This is a genomic window from Streptomyces sp. NPDC127117 (assembly GCF_042677325.1).
Lineage (GTDB): Bacteria > Actinomycetota > Actinomycetes > Streptomycetales > Streptomycetaceae > Streptomyces.
In genome coordinates this window covers 1-18,034 of the sequence record NZ_JBHXTM010000041.1, presented here as the reverse complement: position 1 = coordinate 18,034, position 18,034 = coordinate 1, and the positions used below count along the sequence as shown (strand labels likewise).

The window sequence follows — 18,034 nt, the reverse complement described above, 5'->3', positions numbered from 1 at the left end:
CTGGCTCAGCACCGGCCCCCGTTGCTCCTGCGTGACCGACCTGCCCCACATCCTCTCAAAAGCCGCGGGGTGAGCGGGAGCCCCCGCCCGGCATTCGGGCAGGGGCTCCTTCTCGGTCGACTGCGTGTTCGAGCACCGGACCGGGGGTGCGGGGGTGTCAGTAGACGCTGACCCCGTACGCGCTGAGTGCCTCGGTGACCGGCTGGAAGTACGTCGTGCCGCCCGAGGAGCAGTCGCCGCTGCCGCCGGAGGTGAGGCCGATCGCCTTGGAGCCGGAGTAGAGCGGGCCGCCGGAGTCGCCGGGCTCCGCGCAGACGTTGGTCTTGATCATTCCGTAGACGATGTCCCCGCCGCCGTAGTTGACCGTGGCGTTGAGGCCCGTGACCGAGCCGCTGTGGGTACCGGTGGTGGAGCCGCGGCGGGTGACGGACATGCCGACCGTGGCGTTGGCCGCGCTGGTGATGTCGACGCTGCCGACGGTGCCCTCGTGGGAGACCGAGGCGTTGTCGTACCGGACCAGGCCGTAGTCGTTGGTCGGGAAGCTGGAGCCGACCGTCGGGCCGATGCTGGTCGAGTTCGACGAGTTGGTGTACCAGGGCGGGTTGCCGTCGGTGCAGTGACCGGCGGTCAGGAAGTAGTAGGTGCTGCCGCTGCGGACGTTGAACCCGAGGGAGCAGCGCCAGCCGGGGGCGTAGATCGCGTCGCCGCCGGAGAGCAGTTTGCTGATCTTCCCGGACGTGCGCTCGATCTTCAGGGCGCCGGCGTTGACCCCGGCGGACTGCTTGATCTGTTCGATTTCGGCCTTCGAGACCGTGCGGTCGACGGTGACCACGAGCTTCTTGCTCACCGGGTCGACGTTCCACGCGGTGCCCGCCACGTCGGCGCCGAGCACGGCGTCGCTCGCGGCGGTGAGCTGCGCGGCGCTGAAGGTGGTGTTGGTGTCGGCCTGGGCGCTGGGGACGGCGAGGGCGGCGACGGCAACGAGGCCCGCGGCGATGGCGACGGCCCTGGTGCGTCTCGCGGTGCCGCTGAGGGGGGTGGTGCGCTTGATCCTCACTTTTCATTCCTCCCGAGGGGAAGTCGGGGGTCCGCCTGTGGGGTGGTCGGACCCGTGAGGCGCAGTCGTTCGCACGGCCGTGAGCCCGCAGCGCGGACATGCCGTGCTCCTGACAAGCGCTGCTCGGGAGTATTCAAGGCGTCAACTTGTGGCGCAAGAGGGCCTGCTGGCCTGAACTTGCCCCGACCGCATGGCAACGGCCCCGGCAGCAGGCAAGCTGCCGGGGCCGCCGCCCCGAAGAAATATGACCTCGCTTCAGCCGTCGACGCGGTTGCGCTCCCCCGCCTCGACGGCGACGGGAAGGGTGTTGCCGGGCGGCGGGAAGGGGCAGATGAAGTGGTCCGCGAAGGCGCACGGCGGCAGCAGCGCGCGGTTGAGGTCGACCGTCACACTGCCGTCCTCGGCCGGTGCCGCGGGCCGCAGGAACCGGAAGCGGTAGCTGCTCTTCCCGCTGGTGGCGTCGGCGAAGACCGCCCAGAGCGAGCCGTCGGGCTCGACCGCGGCATGCAGCGTGTGCTCCGTGCCGTCGACCTCGAAGGCGATCTCACCGGCGAGCCCGAGACCGCGCTCGACCCCGTCGGCGTTCTCCACCCGGACCGTGCGGGCGCTGTCGTACGGCCGGAAGGTCCCCGGCAGCACCCAGCGGGCGTCGTACGGGTCGGCCTCGATGGCCCGGAAGGCGCGCCGCGCCGGGGAGTCCGGGTCGAAGTCCCGTACCGCCCAGAGCCCTTCGCGGCTCAGCACGACCAGCCGCCGCTCGCCGTGCGCGACGCGGGACCTGTCGATCGGGCCGCGGTCGGCGGTGAGGCGGACCTGTCCGGTGAAGGGCTCGCCGTCGACGGTCAGCCCGTCCGCGGCACAGGCGCTGAGCACCAGTTCGTCGCCGTCCTCCCGCCACTGCCCGGGTACCTCGGGGATGCGGCCCTCCGGGTGGTCGGAGAGCCAGTGGGTGCCGGTGAGGGAGAGCGGTCCGTAGGGCCCTGAGACCGTGGCGGTGCGCTCCTCGTGCCAGTGCTTCCAGTCCTGTGCCGCCTGCTCGGATCCGTGCGGCTGCTGTGCGTCCGTGCTCATGCGGTCAACCCTTCCATACCGGCTCGGCGAGCCCGAGGTGCGACCGCAGCGTGGGACCGCCGTACTCGGAGCGGAACACCCCGCGCTCCTGGAGCAGCGGGACGACCCGGTCGACGAAGTCGTCCAGGCCGCCGGGGGTCAGGTGCGGTACGAGGATGAATCCGTCGGCGGCGTCGGCGGCGACGAACTCGGTGAGCTGCTCCGCGACCGTCCGGGGACTGCCGATGAAGGACTGCCGGCCGGTCGTCTCGATGACGGTCTGCCGGATGGACAGCCCCTTCTCCTCGGACAGCGCCCGCCAGCGCGCAGCGACGGCGAGCGGGTCACCGTGCTTGACCCGGCCCTGGACCAGCGAGGAGCCGGGGTCCGGGTCGATGTCGGGCAGCGGCCCGTCGGGATCGAAGGCGGACAGGTCGCGGCCCCAGACCTGTTCCAGGGCCAGCAGCGCGTTCTGCGGGGAGATCTGCTGGAGGCGGATCTCGGCCGCCCGCTCCTGGGCCTCGGCGTCGCTGTCGCCGAGTACGAAGGTGACCCCGGGCATGATCTTCAGCTCGTCGGGTTCCCTGCCGTACTTCGCCAGCCGCCCCTTGACATCCGCGTAGAAGGCGCGGCCCGACTCCAGGGTGCCGTGCCGGGTGAAGACGATGTCGGCGGTGGACGCGGCGAACTCACGGCCGTCCGGGGAGTCACCGGCCTGGATGACGACCGGATGGCCCTGCGGGGAGCGCGGGACGGTGAACTCGCCCTCGATGGCGAAGTGCTGCCCCCGGTGCGCGAACGGGCGCGGGGTGCCGTCGGGGCTCCAGGTGTCCCACAGTTCGCGGGCGGTGGCGACGAACTCGGCGGCCCTGGTGTACCGGTCGGCCCGGTCGAGATAGCCGCCGCGCCGGAAGTTCTCCCCGGTGAAGGCGTCGAAGGAGGTGACGACGTTCCAGGCGGCCCGGCCCTCGCTGAGGTGGTCGAGGGTGGCCAGGCGGCGGGCCAGTTCGTACGGCTCGTTGAAGGTGGCGTTGACGGTGGCGGCGAGGCCGAGGCGGTCGGTGACGGCCGCCAGCGCGGCCAGCACGGTGAGGGATTCGGGGCGGCCGACCACGTCCAGGTCGTGGATGCGGCCATTGTGCTCGCGCAGCCGCAGCCCCTCGGCGAGGAAGAAGAAGTCGAACCTGCCGCGCTCCGCGGTGCGGGCGAGGTACTCGAAGGAGGAGAAGTCGATCTGGCTCCTGGAGCGGGGGTCCGCCCAGACGGTGGTGTTGTTGACGCCCGGGAAGTGGGCGGCCAGATGCATCTGCCTCGTCGCGGTGCTCATGCCCGTCCTCCTTCGAGTGCGTACCGGTTGGCGGGGCGGGCCAGCCCCAGGTGCTCGCGGAGGGTGCCGCCGGGGTAGAAGGTGCGGAACAGGCCGCGGTGCTGGAGCAGCGCCACGGTGCCGTTGACGATCCGTTCGAGGTCGCGCCCGGGGCTGATGGGCGTGAGGTGGAAGCCGTCCGCCGCGCCGCCGCGGTGCCACCGGGTGATCAGTTCGGCGAGGTCGACCGGGCCGCCCCGGTAGTACGAGCCACCCGCGGCGAGCGGTGGTCCGCTCTCCAGTCCCGGTTCCGGGGCGGTCTCGGCGTCGCCGAGGTCGACGGTGAGCGCGACCAGGACCCGGAGCGCGCCGGGGTCGCGTCCGTACGCCGCCGCGCGCCGGCGCAGATCGGTACGGGCTCCGGCGGCCTGCTCGGGGGTGGTGGCCCGGACCAGTACGACGTCCGCGTGGCGGGCGGCGGTCTCCCGGGCCGGGCCGCTCGTCCCGTCGACGACGGTGACCGGGCGGCCCTGCGGGGGCCGGGGCACGATGGCCGGGCCCCGGACGGAGAAGGCGGCTCCCTCGAAGTCGATGTAGTGCAGCTTGTCCCGGTCGATGAAGCGGCCGGTGGCGACGTCCCTGATCTCGGCGTCGTCCTCCCAGCTGTCCCACAGCCGGGCACCCACCTCGGCGCTGTCGGAGGCCTCGCGCCACAGCTCGTCGGCGGGCGCCGCCGGGCGCCGGCCGAACAGCCGGGCCTCGGCCTCGGTGGTCGACACATCGACGTACCAGCCCGCCCGGCCGCGGCTCACCCAGTCCAGGGTGGCCACGGCGGACGACACGTGGAACGGCTCGGTGTGGGTGGTGGTGACGGTGGGCACCAGGCCGATCCGGCCGGTGGCGGGCGCGACCCGGGAGAGCACGGCGAGCGCGTCGGGGCCGGGTCTGGCGAAGGAGTCGCCGAGCGTGACGAAGTCGAGGGCGCCGTGCTCGGCGAGCCGGGCGAGGCCGGTGTAGTGCCCGGGGTCGTAGCGCGGCGGACCGCCGATCTCGGCGGCCAGGTGAAGGGGGGCGGTTGCGGGCATGGTGTTACCTCTCCAGGGCTCTCTCAGGTGTTCTCTCGGGGATCCCGCGGGACTCAGCTCCCGGGCCTGGGCAGGCCGGGCGGGTTGATCTCCGACTTCGTGACGGCCTCGTCGGTGAGCCCCCAGCGCTTCAGCACCCTGGCGTACGAGCCGTCCCGCACGATGTGGTCGATGGCCGCCGCGTACGCCTCCACCAGACCGCTGCCCTTCTTCGTGGTGGCGGCGATCTTGCCCTGGAGCCCGTCGCCCGCGCCCGACAGCGTGCCGACGATCTCGGACTGGCCGGCCGACGCGACGTGGTAGTTGGCGGACGGGCTGGGGCCCAGGTAGGCGTCGATCCGGCCGGACTGGAGCGCCAGGTAGTAGTCGGTGTCCTTCTGGAAGTACTTGATCCCGACCGGTTTCCGCCCGGCCCTGACGTTCTCCTCGCTCCAGTCGACGAGGATCTTCTCCTGGTTGGTCCCGGACGAGACGGCGACGGTCCGCCCCGCCACGTCCTTCGGCCCCTTCACCTTCCAGCCGGAGCCCTTCTTGGCCTCGAAGGCGATGTTGTCGAGCCGGTAGGTCGCGAAGTCGTACTTCTCCTTGCGCTCCTCGGTGACCGTGACGTTGGAGAGCACGCCGTCGAACTTGGAGCTGTCCAGGCCGACGAAGAGGTTCTCCCAGGAGACCTGCTCGAACCGCGGCTCCAGGCCGAGCGTGTCGGCGATCAGGGTCGCCATGTCGATCTCGGAACCGATCCGCGTCCTGTCGTCGGTCGCGTAGAAGCCGAGCGGTGGCGAGGCGTCGGCGCTCGCGCCCAGCCGCAGCGTGCCCCGCTCACGGATGGCTGCGGGCACCTTCGCCGCGATGGCCTCGTCCTTCTCGCCCCTGATCCGGTGCTGGTCGGGGCCGATGTTGATGCCGGCGCCCCGCTGCCCCTCCGGCTTCACCTCGGCGGTCGTGGCGCCACCGGCGCCGCAGGCGGTGAGCAGCCCGGCGGCGGTGAGGGTGGCGAGCGCGGCGGACAGGGGACGGCGGACGGGCACGGGGGTACTCCTGGAGGTGAACATGGGCGGGATCACAGGACCTTGGACAGAAAGGCGCGGGTGCGCTCGTGCTTCGGGCGGTCGAGTACGTCGCCGGGGGCGCCCTGTTCGACGATCCGTCCCTCGTCCATGAAGACGACGGTGTCGGCGACCTCGCGGGCGAAGCCGATCTCGTGCGTGACGACGATCATGGTGGTGCCCTGGAGCGCCAGGTCCTTGATGACGTCGAGGACTTCGCCGACCAGTTCGGGGTCGAGCGCCGAGGTCGGCTCGTCGAAGAGCAGCAGTTTCGGTTCGAGGGCCAGCGCGCGGGCGATGGCGACCCGCTGCTGCTGTCCTCCGGAGAGCTGCTTGGGGTAGGCGTCCGCCTTCTCGGCGAGCCCGACCCGGGCGAGCAGTTTCTCCGCGGCGGCCACGGCCTCCTTCTTCGGGCGGCCGAGGGCGGCCACCGGGGCCTCGACGATGTTCTCCAGCACGGTCAGGTGCGGGAAGAGATTGAAGTTCTGGAAGACGAAGCCGATCCGGGTGCGCCTGCGCAGCACCTCGCGTTCGGGCAGCTCGTAGAGCTTGTCGCCGGCCCTGCGGTAGCCGACCAGGGTGCCGTCGACGCTGATCCAGCCGTGGTCGACCTTCTCCAGGTGGTTGATGGTGCGCAGCAGTGTGGACTTGCCGGAGCCGGACGGGCCGAGGACGACGGTGACCTCGCCGGCCCGTACGGACAGGTCGATGCCGCGCAGCACTTCGAGGCCGCCGAAGCTCTTGTGGACGGAGCGGATCTCGACCATGGCGTCGGTGGATCCGGTGGTGGTGCTCATCGCGTGGCCCCCTTGGCGTAGTGACGTTCGACGTAGTGCTGGAGGACGGAGAGCACGGTGGTCAGGAGGATGTACCAGACCGTCGCGACCATCAGCAGGGGCACGACCCTGCCGTTGCGTCCGTAGACGACCTGGACCTGGTAGAAGAGTTCGCCGATCGCCATCACGGAGACGATCGAGGTGCCCTTGAAGAGCGAGATGATCTCGTTGGCGGCGTTCGGCAGGATGGAGCGCATCGCCTGCGGGAGCACGATCCGGCGCAGCTGCCGGTGGCGCGGGATCCCGAGCGCCGCGGCGGCCTCCGACTGGCCGGTGTCCACGGCCAGTACCCCGCCGCGGACGATCTCCGCCGCGTAGGCGGCCTGGTGCAGCGCGAGGCCGAGGACGGCCGCGCTCATCGCGCCGACCAGGTTCATCGTGTCGAAGGAGAAGAAGCCGGGCCCGAACGGGACGCCGAACTGCAACTCCTTGTAGAGATAGGCGAGGTTGAACCAGAAGAGCAGCTGGACGATGAGCGGGATCGAGCGGAACGCCCAGATGTACGCGTGGGCGACCGCGCTGAGGAACGGGCTGGCCGAAAGCCGCATGAAGGCGAGCACGATGCCCAGCGCGAAGCCGAGGACCGTGCCGTAGAAGGTCAGCCGGAGGGTGACCCAGACGGCCTTGAGAATGGTCCCGGCGGTGAAGAACTCGGCGAAGACGTCCCACTCCCAGCCGGGGTTGGTGATCAGGCCGTGCAGGAACTGGGCGAGCACGACGGCGGTGGCGGCGACGGCCGCCCAGCGCCAGGGGTGGCGCAGCGGGACGACGGTGAGCGTGTCGTGGCCGTCGGCGGGAGCGGCGGGGCGTGGTCCGGTCGCTCTGTCGATGGGTGGATCGCTGGTGAGGGACATGAGGGGTCCTTGGGCTGCGGTGTACGAGGACGGGGCGGGGCCTGCGCGAGGTCGCGGTCAGCCCTCGCTACAGGCCAGGTCCCGCAGGAGGGTGAGCGCCGTACGGGCGGTGGCGTCGTTCTGCCGGAAGGCCGGTCCGCCGGTGCGCGGCCGGGTGAACGCACCGCCCGCGCGGGCGGTGGTGAACGGGCCGAGCGCGAAGCGGCGCGGGTGCGGCCGGCCGTCGCGGCCCAGGATCCGGCCGTTGTCGGGGGCGACCGAGAGCAGCCCGGTGGCGGTGGCGGCGGCCCCGTCGTCGTACAGCTCCTGGAGCAGTGGGCTGCGGGTGCGTTCCAGGGTGGGGTCGGGCAGCCGGGCCTCGATCAGGGTGCGGGCCGCTATCCGCTGTCCCGGCACGGTGGCGCTGCCCGCCAGGAACAGGCCCCGCCTCTCGTCGGTCTCGACGGTCATTCCGGCGCCGAGGAAGCGGACGACACCGGCCCGGGAGAGCGCGAGGAGCTGGTGCAGCCGGGGGCCGGGCGGGCCGGAGGCGAGATAGCTGAAGAAGCCGTGCCACCAGCCGCCGAGGTCGCCGAGCCGGATCAACTGCCCGTGGACGGACAGCAGTCCGAGGAAGACGGCGAGGTCCGGGCTGTGACCGGGGTCGTGGCGGCGTTCCAGGTCGGCGGTGATGTAGCCGCGCAGCCCCTCCTGGAGTGCGTCGAACGAGGGGTGGCGCACCCCGTCCAGGGGGTGGTCGAGCGCTTCGAGGTCGAGCCGGTCCGCGGGGTCGGGGACGGCTGCGGCGACCAGGGCGGCCGGTTCGGGTCCTGTCGGGTCGGCGGCGGCGTACTTCGCCTCGAAGCCGGCCCAGTCGCCGGTGGTGCGCTCGGGGTGGGCGGTGAAGAGCCGGTGGTAGTGGGCGTAGCCGAGCTCTTTGCCGACATGTGGCCACACATCGCGCCGGAAGTCGACCGGCCGGTCCGCCCGGAGCAGCGCCTCGGTCCGCTCCGGGCCGAGGAAGCGCGGCAGCGGCGGCCGTTCGCCGTCCCAGGCGTAGCCGATCTTGGAGTGGTACGGGACGCCCCGGCGCGATCCGACGTGGAGCACGGGCTCCCGGCCGGACGGCACGTACTCGCCGTCCTCGTACCGTCCGCCGCGGCCCTCGGTGAGCAGCACCATCAGGTCGACGAAGGCGAGCCCGAAGCCCCGTACGACGACCGGTTCGCCCGCGGGCACCGCGGTCAGGTCGGTGTCGGCGGTGAAGTCCGGTGGCAGGTGGAGGAGTCCGTGCCGGTCGGCGAAATCGGCCAGCCGGAGCTGTTCCGGCTCCGGCTCGGCTTCGAGGTGGCCGATGGTGACGGCGACGGCATCGGCGAGCAGCGGTGTGCCGCGCCCCTCCAGCCAGACCCGCTGGCGGCCTTCGCGCGGGCCGGTGACTCGCAGGGCGCTGCCCCGGTGCCAGTGCACGGTGATGCCCTCCGGGAGGGCGGCCACGGCCTGCTCGTACACCCAGCGCAGATAGACGCCCTGCAGCCGTCGGCTGGGGAAGTCGGAACCCTCCAGCGCCTTGATCTCGTCGAGGAGTCCGGGGTCGGCTTCGGCCCCGTCCGGGAGGCCGGGCCGGCCGTCCCGGATGTCCGCCGCCCAGGTGTGCAGCGCGGGCCCCGGGCGGGTCGGCCCCTCCTGGCGGACGGTGTCGTCGGTGAACATCGTGACGTCCTGGGCCATGGAGTTCATCCAGAGCAGCGGCGACTGGTCGTGCCGCCAGATCCGCCCGCCGCCGGGCGGGTACGGGTCGACGAGGTGGATGGTCAGCGGGCGGTCCCCGTACAGGGCGGGGGCGTTGGCGGCGATGCGCTCTATCAGGCCGGTGCCGCGCGGTCCGGCGCCTATGACCACGAGCGACGGCGTCCCGCTCACCGGGCACCCGCCGTGCCGCGCGCGTAGTGCCGCTCGACGTAGTGCTGGCCGATGGCGAGCAGCGAGGTGACCACGGCGTACCAGATGGTGGCGACCAGCAGCAGCGGGATGACCTGATAGGTGCGGTGGTACACGAGCTGCACCGAGTACAGCAGGTCCTGCACGGCGATGATGCTGACGATCGAGGTGCCCTTGAGGGTGCCGATCAGCATGTTCCCGGCGGGCGGGACGATGGAGCGCATCGCCTGCGGGAGGACGATCCGGTGGAACCGGCGCCAGGGTCCGAGGCCGAGCGACTGGGCGGCCTCGATCTGTCCGCGTTCGACGGAGAGGATGCCGCCGCGGACGACTTCGGCGGCGTACGCGGCCTCGTGCAGGGTGAGCCCGATGACGGCGACCGTGACGGGGCCGAGGAGGTTCACCGTACGGACGCCGAGGATCTGCGGGTAGAGCGCACCGATGTTGAACCAGAACAGCAGCTGGACCAGGATCGGGGTGGATCTGAACAGCCAGACGTATCCCCAACCGACGGCCCGCAGAACGCGGTTGGCGGAGAGCCTGAGAACGGCCAGCAGGGTGCCGAGGGCGAAACCCAGCACCATGACCAGCGCCGTGAGCCAGAGGGTGAGACCGAGGCCGCGCAGCACCGCGGCGGTGGTGAAGTAGTCGGCGACGACATCCCACTGGAAGGCGTCGTTGCGGATGACGGAGTTCAGTACCAGGGCGAGCAGTGCCAGGACGGCAACGGCCGCTGTCCACTGGCCCGTTCGGCGCACCGGGACGATCCGGAGCCGGTCGGTTCCGTCGCTCTTCGCGAGCGGGGCGGGGGGAGAGTGAGGGAGGGTGTCTGTCTGCGCGGACATGCGAGGGCTCCGTGGATGCAGAGATCGAACACGGGGCGTGCCTTCGGCCCGGAACACAACACGGACCGGGCCCCTCAGCGCCGGTCCGCCTCCGAGATAAGCGCTGTCCGCCGCGCGTTGTCAAGCCTGTCCATACTGTGAGCCGGGCGCCGGGGCTCGGTTGACGGACCACCGGATGCCTGTTCCACTGGGGCCATGCATTCGCAGCAGTGGCTGGTCAAGCGCTCCCACATCGACTTCGGTCGCGTGTGGTCCTCCTCCTGTTGAGCCGACCCCCTGCGTTTCCGCGTGTCTTCGCCCAGCGCCGTGTGCGGCGCCTGAGCACCTTTCCCCGCGTGTCCTCCCGTACACAACACCGCTCTCCCCTCCCCTCGCTCCGCCGCCCTTCGCCCCGACCGTGGGGTCGCCGCGTGCTGCCCCGACGCCGGCCCGGTCCACGGCCGACGACTCTGGAGAACCACGCCTCATGCCCCGGACCCGGCACACCGCTGCCTTCGCACTGATCTCCGTCGCCGCTCTCGCCCTCACCGCGTGCGGGTCCGGCGATCCGGCGGCCGCACCGGCCGGCGCCGCGGCCGCCGAGGGGAAGGTGCCGACGGCCGATGTCGTCTCCTCGGTGCGCAAGGACGAGGCGGCGGCGAAGCTGCTGCCCGCAGATGTCCGCGCCGCCGGAACCCTGACCATCGCCGCGAGTGTCGGCAACCCGCCGGGCTCCACCTATCTCGCGGACGGAAGGACGGTGGCCGGTACGGACATCGACTTCGCGGACGCGGTGGCCAGGAAGCTCGGTCTGCGGCTCACCCGCGAGGTGGCCTCCTTCGAGGCGATCCTGCCGGCGCTGGGCAGCGGGAAGTACGACGTGGGCACGGGGAACTTCGGGGTGACCGAGGAGCGCCGCAGGACGATCGACTTCGTCACGTACATCAATGACGGCCAGGGTTTCGCGGTCCGTGACGACAGCGAGCTGAAGAAGGTCACCGAACTCACCCAGCTCTGCGGCCTGACCGTGGGCACCGGCGCGGGCACCACCTTCGAGGTGACCCTGGAGGAGAACCGGCACCTGTGCTCCGACGCGGGCAGGAAGCCCTACGACGTGAAGACGTACAACGACCAGGGCGCCACCTGGGCCTCGCTCCAGCAGGGCCGCAGCGATGTGGTGATGTCCACCATCAACGGACTGCGGTACGCGGTGCGGCAGCAGGAAGGCGTGCGCTTCCTCAACGAGTTCAAGCGTCTCGACGTCGGCTTCGCCTTCAAGAAGGGCACTCCGCTGGCCCCCGCGTTCCGGGCTGCGGTGAACGGTCTCAAGGCGGACGGCACCTACGACCGGATCCTCAGGAAGTGGGGCATCGGCGCATCCGCGATCACGACCTCGCGGATCTCGCCGCCCGAGATCAGGTGATCCGGTCCCCCGCCCTCAGCAGCTGCAGTCGCAGTCGCAGCAGTCGCACCCATCGCAGCAGTCACCGCAGTTGCTGCAGCAGTCGCACGCATCGCAGGCGTCGCCGCAGTCGCACTGGTTGCACAGCCCGTCACGGCGCTGATGGCTCCACGGGTCCTCGAACGTGCCGCAGCACATCTGGCAGGTGCAGGCCAGCCCCGCCCACACCAGGCAGCCCATGATGAGACCGCGCCGGTCGCGCGGGGGCTCGGGCGGCGGCTGCGGCGGGCCGGCCGGCCCGCCCGGACCCGGGGCGTACGGATTGCCCGGCACCGGCCCGAAGGACCCGGCCGGCCCGGCGGCTGACGGTCCGGCAGCTCCGTCCAGGAGCACGGCACCGGACTGGTGCGAGCACGCCGTGGTGCCGAAGGCCCGGTCCACCGACTGCCTCAGTTCGTGTGCCAGCAGCACATGGGCCAGCTTGGCGTCGGTGAATTCCGCGTCGCGCAGCGCCAGCCGTACGCCGTGCAGCGCGTCGTCGCACAGCCGCCGGGCCTCGGCCCGCGAGGTGCCGGTCGCGGTGAGCGGGTTCCAGGCACCCGCCGCGGCGTCGGCTTCCTGGTCCTCCACGGCGTCCAGCAGATGCGCCAGTCGTCCGAAGAGGCGGCCGGCCTCGGCGAGCGGTGCCACGTTCTGCGGCTTGCCGGCCAGCACCGCGGTGTGGGCGAAGGCGGCCGCGGTGGCGGTCTCGGTGGGTTCGGTGACGGTGAGCAGCGGGGTGCCGGGCCCTGCGATCAGCTCGATGCCGGTCTGCCGGTCGACGGCGTCCACGAGCAGCGCCGTGTCGAAGCCGAGCTGTGCGCCGGTGCGCGCGCCGGCCCGGTCCCAGCCAGCGGCGACCCGGCGCGCGGCGGCGGCGACCGGGCGGCGCCTCAACAGGCCGTCCCCGTCGGCGACGTGGTCCCGGACCTTGGCCGAGGCCAGCACCAGGGAGACGGCGGCGGCCAGCCTGGCGCCCTCGCCGCGGGCGACCGGCGCGGTCCGCATGGCGCGCAGCGGGCAGGGCCCCGCCGTGCGCCGCCATCCGGTGGTGCGCTCGGACTGAGCCTCCGTCAGAACGGAAACAATCAGTCCGTCATAGTTCGTGACGATTCGGGCGAATTGCCCGTGATCGGAGCGAAGTGCGAGGCAGAGCCCACAGAGATGGGCCATCCACTCGGTCCTGAGCCCCTCGGACAACCGATGGGCACAGGGCCTGACTATTCCGAACACGACGATCCCCCGAGAGTCGTTCACCTTCGCGCCGCACCCCTGGCGGCCGCGCGAGGGGCATCGTATCGAGCGCCCCGTTCACCCGTACGTCCCCCATGTCACCCGTACGGCCCGGGGCATCATATTTTCTTTCTTTCTGACCCCTTATGTGGGAGGAACCCTGACGAAACGCCACATCTTCTGCACCAGTACCGTCACGAACACCCTGCGCGCCGACTATCCACTTGGCGCACGATCCGCATCATGGACGACCATAGGGATACGAAAGAGATGCGGAACGCCACGGAACCGCGGTGAGAGGAGGCGTCCATGGGATCGGTGCGCAAGGCGAGTGCCTGGCTGGGCCTCGTGGAGGACAACGACGAGCGGTACTACGACGACGAATACGCCGAGGGCGCGCAGACCGGGACCGGTGGCCACGCCTGGGTGACCGACCCCCGGGTGCAGGTCGCGTCCGAGGCGGCCGAGGAGACGGGCCGCCGGATCGCCACCGTCACCCCGGACAGCTTCCGGGACGCACGGGCCATCGGAGAGCTGTTCCGGGACGGCGTCCCGGTGATCGTCAACCTCACGACCATGGACCCCACCGACGCGAAGCGCGTCGTGGATTTCGCCGCCGGGCTGATCTTCGGACTGCGCGGCTCGATCGAGCGCGTGGCCACCCGGGTCTTCCTGCTGACCCCGGCCGACACCCAGGTGGTCACCGAAGCCGCCGGCCGACGGGCCGACGGCTTCTTCAACCAGAGCTGAGCAGGGCGCTCGCCGGACGGTCTAGCGGAACGCGTCGAGACCGGTGAGCGCCTTGCCCAGTACCAGCTGGTGCATCTCCACGGTTCCCTCGTAGGTGAGCACCGACTCCAGATTCGTCGCATGGCGCATCACCGGGTACTCCAGCGAGATCCCGTTGGCGCCGAGGATCGTGCGCGAGGTCCGGCAGATGTCGATCGCCTCCCGCACATTGTTGAGCTTTCCGAAACTGACCTGCTCCGGGCGGAGCCTGCCCGCGTCCATCCGCCGGCCCAGATGGTGGGCGAGCAGGATGCCCTTGTGCAGTTCCACGGCCATGTCCGCGAGCTTGGCCTGGGTGAGCTGGAAGCCGCCGATCGGCCGGTCGAACTGCTCCCTCGTCCTCGAATAGTCCACGGCCGCCTCGAAGCTGGCGCGGGCCGCGCCCATCGCTCCCCAGACGATGCCGTAGCGGGCATGGCTGAGACAGCTGAGCGGGCCGCGCAGACCGGTGACGCCCGGGAGCACCGCGTCGGCGGGCAGCCGCACCTCGTCCAGTACCAGCTCGCTGGTGACCGAGGCACGCAGCGACCACTTGTGCTTGATCTCGGGCGCCGAGAAGCCCGGGGTGTCGGTCGGCACCGCGAACCCGCGGATCCCGTCGTCGGTCTGCGCCCAGACGACGGCGACCCCGGCGACCGAGCCGTTGGTGATCCACATCTTGCGGCCGGTGAGTACCCAGTCCCCGCCGTCGCGCTTGGCGTGGGTGCGCATCCCGGCCGGGTCGGAGCCGTGGTCCGGCTCGGTGAGGCCGAAGCAGCCGATGATCTCGCCGGCCGCCATGCCCGGCAGCCACCGCTGCCGCTGCTCTTCGGAGCCGAAGCGGTGGATGGCGTACATGGCGAGCGAACCCTGCACGGAGACCAGGGAGCGGATCCCGGAGTCCGCCGCCTCCAGCTCCAGGCAGGCCAGTCCGTACTGGACGGCGGTGGCGCCGGCGCAGCCGTATCCCTGGAGGGACATGCCGAGCGCGCCGAGCGAACCGAGCTCACGGGCCAGCTCGCGGATCCCGGGCAGCTCGCCGTTCTCGTACCACTCGGCGATGTGCGGCAGGACGCGGTCGGCGGCCCAGTCACGGACGGCCTGGCGGATCGCGAGGTCCTCGGCGCTGAGCAGGTCGTCGATGCCGATCGGGTCGGCGGGGTCGAAGGGCGGGAGCTTCGAGGACTCGGTGCTGGACATGAGGGCGCCTCCGGCGGCTCGCACGATGCTAAAACTAGCAGTGTTAGTTATGGCGTCGCACCGACGTTACGGCTCAGTGTGCCGCTCGTCCAGAGCCGGTCGCCTCGGCGGGTCGGCGCCGGGCGGGCCGCGGCACGGAGCGCTGCGCACGGCCCGGTCCGGGCACCTCCTGCAGTGCGCGGTGTTCCCGCGCACCGTTCACGTCCGCCGCCCGCTCCGGTTCGTCGAGCGCCGGCGCCGGACAGTCCATCGCCCGCGGCAGCCGCAGCGCGGCCAGCGCTCCGGCCAGCAGCAGCGCGGCGCTGACCAGCAGCGTGACATGCAGCCCGGTGATGAAGGAGTGGCGCGCCGTGGAACGCAGCACCGCGCCCAGCGGACCGCCCAGCCGGTCGGCCACCTGGTACGCCTCGCCCAGCGAGTGGGCGGCGGCCGCGCGGGCCCCGGCCGGGACACCCGCTTCGGGCAGCTTCGAGAGTCCGGGGGCGTAGGCGGCGTTCATGACACTGCCGAGCAGGGCGATCCCCATGCCCGCACCCAGCTGGTACGAGGTCTCGCCGATGGCCGCCGCCCCGCCCGCACGGTCGGCGGGGGCCTCGCTGAGCATGGATTCGTACGCCCCGAAGAGCGTGGTCTGCAGTCCGAAACCGAGGGCGACGAAGGCCGCCGTCAGCAGCACCGGCCGGTCGTGCTGCCCCATCGCGGTCAGGATCAGCACCGAGACGGCCGTGAGTACGAAGCCCCAGCCGACCATCCGGCGCGGACCGACGCGGCGCAGGGTGTACGAGCCGGTGGCGCCCGCGGCCATGGCCGCGAAGGTGAGCGGGAGCAGCCGCAGACCGGTCTGCAGCGGGCTCAGTCCGAGGACGAGCTGGAGGTACTGCACGGCTATGAGCTCAAGACCGACCAGGGCCAGCATGGCGAGGATGATGCAGCCCACCGCGGTGGAGAAGGCGGGCCTGGTGAACAGCCCGATGTCGATCAGGGGATGCGTACGCCGCTTCTGACGGCGCACGAACAGGACGATCAGTGCCGCCCCGATCAGCAGCGGAGCGAGCGTGGCCGGGCTCAGCACACCCTCGCCGGTGCCCGCCCGCTTCACGCCGAGGACCACCCCGAGCACTCCGGCTGCGGCCATCAGCGCGCCCAGCACGTCCCACGGACCGTCGTGGCTGCCGCGCGACTCGGGCAGCAGCAGCCGTCCGACCGGCAGGATAAGCGCCATCAGCGGAACGTTGATCAGGAAGACCGAGCCCCACCAGAAGTGCTCGACGAGGAAGCCGCCGATGACCGGACCGGTGGCGGCGCCCACCGCGGCGACCGCGGTCCAGATGCCGATCGCGACGGCTCGTTCACGCCGGTCGGGAAAGACCTGCCGGAGGATCGACAGCGTCGCCGGCATGATCATCGCGCCGCCGACCCCGAGCAGCGCACGCGCCACGATGAGTACGGCGGGACTGTCGGCCATCGCCGCCACCGCGGAGGCGACCCCGAAGAGGGCGTAGCCGAGCAGCAGGACCCGGCGGCGGCCGACCCGGTCCCCGAGGGTGCCGAAGAGGATCAGCAGCGAGGCACAGACCAGCGGGTAGGCGTCGACGATCCACAGCAGACCGACCGCGCTGGGTTTCAGGTCCTCGGTGACGGCGGGTACGGCGACATGGAGCACGGTCGAGTCGAGCGCCACGAGCAGGAGACTGAGGCAGAGGACGACGAGGACGACCCATCGATTGGCACCGTCGGCCGCCGGGCGCAGCCGGAATCGGGCTGTGGTCGTCCCTGACATGCATGTACCTCCCAAAGGTTCCTCGCGCTCGGCGGGCCAACCGGGGATGCGGCGGTTCGCCGATCCTCATGGCCCGGCATCGACGGGCGAGTGGCCGTCAGCGTACGCGAGTTCGGAGCCCTCACACGTGGCCGACCTCATACCCGGTCGGGCCGCGGGGTGTGGCGTACGCCACGCCGGCCCGCCGTCCGGACCTGCGAGGACACCCGGCGCACCCGGAACGGGACGGTACCCGGCCGCCCCCTCGGAGCGCCCGCCGGGCCCGCACCGAAAACGGCCGGTGACCGGACCGGCACGGTCCGTTCCACCCTCTTCCCGGCCCGGATAAATTCATACCGGCACCTCCTGCGCTTTTCTGTCCGGGCCCAAACACCCTTCCGAAATGCGTGCGAAATCAATAGCGCGAAGTGCCGCCGGGACGCTTACGCGGATCAGGAATTAAGACCCCGCTGAGACATAGTCCACATCACATCGTCATCACAAAGAGACCGGATCGACCTGGTCGCTCACTAACTCGCTGTAACGTCGATTGGGTGCGTACCGACATCTTTGCCCGGCTGGACCGGGAGCCGGAGCCGCCGAAGATAGAGCCACCGCGGATGAGCCGTCACCGCATCGCGCTCTTCGGCGGGACGTTGGCGTTCTATCTCGCCATCGTCATTGCCGTGCTGGCCTCGTCCTGGCTGGTGACCCTGGACTGGAAGGTCATGCTCTTCCGGCCGTATCAGCAATGGCCGGAAATCCATGCGTTCCTCGACTACTACATCGTGCTCGGCCAGCGCGGCCCCACCGCAACGATGGTGGCCTGCTGGCTCGGCTGGCGCTCCTGGCGGCAGCACACGCTGCGTCCCCTGCTGACGCTGGGCGCGGCGCTGCTGCTGCTCAATGTGACGGTCGGCGCGGTCAAGATCGGCCTGGGCCGTCTCGGCCCGCACTACGCGACCCAGATCGGCTCCGCTGAGCTCTTCGCCGGCGGCGACATATTTCCCTCCGGGCACACCGCCAACGCGGTTGTGACCTGGGGAATCCTCGCCTATCTGGCCACCACCCCACGGGCCCGGCGCTATCTGTCGGCGATGTCGGCGATCGTGTCGCTGGGCGTCGGCCTCACCACCGTCTATCTCGGTACGCACTGGCTCAGCGATGTCCTGCTGGGCTGGGCCGCCGGCCTGCTGATCATGCTGGGCCTGCCCTGGGCCGAGCCGCTGATCACCCGGGCCGAGGCCTGGATCTTCGCCCAGCGCGAGAACCTGCGGGGATTCGGCCGCCCCGTTCCCTCGGTGCCCGTCGCGGCCGGAGGTCCCCGGACCGTGCTGCTGCCGCAGCCGGACGGCAGCGACGCCCCGGCCCGGGAACCGGCCGTCTCGGTGGCCTCGGGCGGTACCGGCACCCGGTCGCGTGCACACGCTTCGCATCCGGCGCATGTGGTGCGCTCGGAGCGGACCCCGGTCACCCCGGCGGGCAGCAGGCGCCCGCCGCACGCCGATCGCACACCGCGCGGCGGCACCACCCCGGCCCGCCCGGTGGCCGGCGGCTGAGACGAAACGCGGGAGCCGGTACGCACAGCCGCTCCCCCGGATACGAGTGAGGGCCCCGACCGGTGTCGGGGCCCTCACTCGTATACGGGTCCGGGC

General features: G+C 71.4%; 15 protein-coding genes. 3 read left to right on the top strand and 12 right to left on the bottom strand.

Features of this window, described 5'->3' with window-relative positions; all coding sequences use genetic code 11:
* Positions 1–157: 157 nt before the first annotated feature.
* From ACFVH0_RS29255 to ACFVH0_RS29215, 9 genes are all read right to left on the bottom strand, one after another.
* Positions 158–1,057: a S1 family peptidase gene (locus tag ACFVH0_RS29255; RefSeq protein WP_385825003.1), complete on the bottom strand. Its 900-nt coding sequence runs from the start codon at positions 1,055–1,057 to the stop codon at positions 158–160.
* Positions 1,058–1,312: 255 nt separating this feature from the next.
* On the bottom strand, positions 1,313–2,128 hold the full coding sequence (locus ACFVH0_RS29250) for a DUF1684 domain-containing protein (protein WP_385825001.1): 816 nt from the start codon (positions 2,126–2,128) through the stop codon (positions 1,313–1,315).
* Between the two features lie 4 nt (positions 2,129–2,132).
* Entirely contained in the window at positions 2,133–3,413 is a 1,281-nt protein-coding gene (locus ACFVH0_RS29245) for an NtaA/DmoA family FMN-dependent monooxygenase (protein ID WP_385825085.1), read from the bottom strand.
* A 17-nt stretch (positions 3,414–3,430) separates the two neighbouring features.
* Positions 3,431–4,498: an LLM class flavin-dependent oxidoreductase gene (locus ACFVH0_RS29240; protein WP_385824999.1), complete on the bottom strand. Its 1,068-nt coding sequence runs from the start codon at positions 4,496–4,498 to the stop codon at positions 3,431–3,433.
* Between the two features lie 53 nt (positions 4,499–4,551).
* On the bottom strand, positions 4,552–5,526 hold the full coding sequence (locus ACFVH0_RS29235) for an ABC transporter substrate-binding protein (protein ID WP_385824997.1): 975 nt from the start codon (positions 5,524–5,526) through the stop codon (positions 4,552–4,554).
* A 32-nt stretch (positions 5,527–5,558) separates the two neighbouring features.
* Positions 5,559–6,311 (bottom strand): amino acid ABC transporter ATP-binding protein, encoded by a 753-nt coding sequence (locus ACFVH0_RS29230; protein WP_385825083.1) that lies wholly within the window; start codon positions 6,309–6,311, stop codon positions 5,559–5,561.
* A gap of 26 nt (positions 6,312–6,337) precedes the next feature.
* Positions 6,338–7,234: an amino acid ABC transporter permease gene (locus tag ACFVH0_RS29225; protein ID WP_385824995.1), complete on the bottom strand. Its 897-nt coding sequence runs from the start codon at positions 7,232–7,234 to the stop codon at positions 6,338–6,340.
* A gap of 57 nt (positions 7,235–7,291) precedes the next feature.
* Positions 7,292–9,136 carry an FAD/NAD(P)-binding protein gene (locus ACFVH0_RS29220; protein WP_385824993.1) on the bottom strand — a complete coding sequence of 615 codons (1,845 nt, stop codon included), beginning with the start codon at positions 9,134–9,136 and terminating at the stop codon, positions 7,292–7,294.
* The gene (locus tag ACFVH0_RS29215) at positions 9,133–9,999 is read right to left on the bottom strand and encodes an amino acid ABC transporter permease (RefSeq protein WP_385824991.1); all 867 of its coding nucleotides are present in this window, start codon (positions 9,997–9,999) and stop codon (positions 9,133–9,135) included. The genes ACFVH0_RS29220 and ACFVH0_RS29215 overlap by 4 nt, the downstream gene beginning before the upstream one ends.
* A 466-nt stretch (positions 10,000–10,465) precedes the next feature.
* Here ACFVH0_RS29215 and ACFVH0_RS29210 point away from each other — a divergent pair, with 466 nt between their 5' ends.
* Positions 10,466–11,401: an ABC transporter substrate-binding protein gene (locus tag ACFVH0_RS29210; RefSeq protein ID WP_385824989.1), complete on the top strand. Its 936-nt coding sequence runs from the start codon at positions 10,466–10,468 to the stop codon at positions 11,399–11,401.
* A 15-nt stretch (positions 11,402–11,416) separates the two neighbouring features.
* On the opposite strand, the gene ACFVH0_RS29205 is transcribed toward ACFVH0_RS29210, so the two are convergent.
* Positions 11,417–12,652: a DUF5685 family protein gene (locus ACFVH0_RS29205; RefSeq protein ID WP_385824987.1), complete on the bottom strand. Its 1,236-nt coding sequence runs from the start codon at positions 12,650–12,652 to the stop codon at positions 11,417–11,419.
* A 309-nt stretch (positions 12,653–12,961) separates the two neighbouring features.
* Here ACFVH0_RS29205 and ACFVH0_RS29200 point away from each other — a divergent pair, with 309 nt between their 5' ends.
* Positions 12,962–13,402 carry a cell division protein SepF gene (locus tag ACFVH0_RS29200; RefSeq protein WP_385824985.1) on the top strand — a complete coding sequence of 147 codons (441 nt, stop codon included), beginning with the start codon at positions 12,962–12,964 and terminating at the stop codon, positions 13,400–13,402.
* A 21-nt stretch (positions 13,403–13,423) separates the two neighbouring features.
* Here the strand turns inward: ACFVH0_RS29200 and ACFVH0_RS29195 are convergent, their stop codons facing one another.
* Both ACFVH0_RS29195 and ACFVH0_RS29190 read right to left on the bottom strand, forming a co-directional pair.
* Positions 13,424–14,620: an acyl-CoA dehydrogenase family protein gene (locus ACFVH0_RS29195; protein WP_385824983.1), complete on the bottom strand. Its 1,197-nt coding sequence runs from the start codon at positions 14,618–14,620 to the stop codon at positions 13,424–13,426.
* A gap of 73 nt (positions 14,621–14,693) precedes the next feature.
* Positions 14,694–16,400, bottom strand: a complete 1,707-nt coding sequence (locus tag ACFVH0_RS29190) for an MFS transporter (protein ID WP_385824981.1) — start codon at positions 16,398–16,400, stop codon at positions 14,694–14,696.
* A 533-nt stretch (positions 16,401–16,933) separates the two neighbouring features.
* On the opposite strand from ACFVH0_RS29190, the gene ACFVH0_RS29185 reads away from it, so the two are divergent.
* Complete coding sequence (locus ACFVH0_RS29185) at positions 16,934–17,938, top strand: phosphatase PAP2 family protein (RefSeq protein WP_385824980.1); 1,005 nt, start codon at positions 16,934–16,936, stop codon at positions 17,936–17,938.
* Positions 17,939–18,034 lie beyond the last annotated feature (96 nt).

What these genes read in the sequence shown, in the direction of transcription:
- ACFVH0_RS29250 (WP_385825001.1), bottom strand. Translation starts at nt 2,128, where the DNA reads ATGAGCACGGACGCACAGCAGCCGCACGGATCCGAGCAGGCGGCACAG.
- ACFVH0_RS29245 (WP_385825085.1), bottom strand. Translation starts at nt 3,413, where the DNA reads ATGCATCTGGCCGCCCACTTCCCGGGCGTCAACAACACCACCGTCTGG.
- ACFVH0_RS29240 (WP_385824999.1), bottom strand. Translation starts at nt 4,498, where the DNA reads ATGCCCGCAACCGCCCCCCTTCACCTGGCCGCCGAGATCGGCGGTCCG.
- ACFVH0_RS29230 (WP_385825083.1), bottom strand. Translation starts at nt 6,311, where the DNA reads ATGGTCGAGATCCGCTCCGTCCACAAGAGCTTCGGCGGCCTCGAAGTG.
- ACFVH0_RS29225 (WP_385824995.1), bottom strand. Translation starts at nt 7,234, where the DNA reads ATGTCCCTCACCAGCGATCCACCCATCGACAGAGCGACCGGACCACGC.
- ACFVH0_RS29215 (WP_385824991.1), bottom strand. Translation starts at nt 9,999, where the DNA reads ATGTCCGCGCAGACAGACACCCTCCCTCACTCTCCCCCCGCCCCGCTC.
- ACFVH0_RS29210 (WP_385824989.1), top strand. Translation starts at nt 10,466, where the DNA reads ATGCCCCGGACCCGGCACACCGCTGCCTTCGCACTGATCTCCGTCGCC.
- ACFVH0_RS29200 (WP_385824985.1), top strand. Translation starts at nt 12,962, where the DNA reads ATGGGATCGGTGCGCAAGGCGAGTGCCTGGCTGGGCCTCGTGGAGGAC.
- ACFVH0_RS29195 (WP_385824983.1), bottom strand. Translation starts at nt 14,620, where the DNA reads ATGTCCAGCACCGAGTCCTCGAAGCTCCCGCCCTTCGACCCCGCCGAC.
- ACFVH0_RS29190 (WP_385824981.1), bottom strand. Translation starts at nt 16,400, where the DNA reads ATGTCAGGGACGACCACAGCCCGATTCCGGCTGCGCCCGGCGGCCGAC.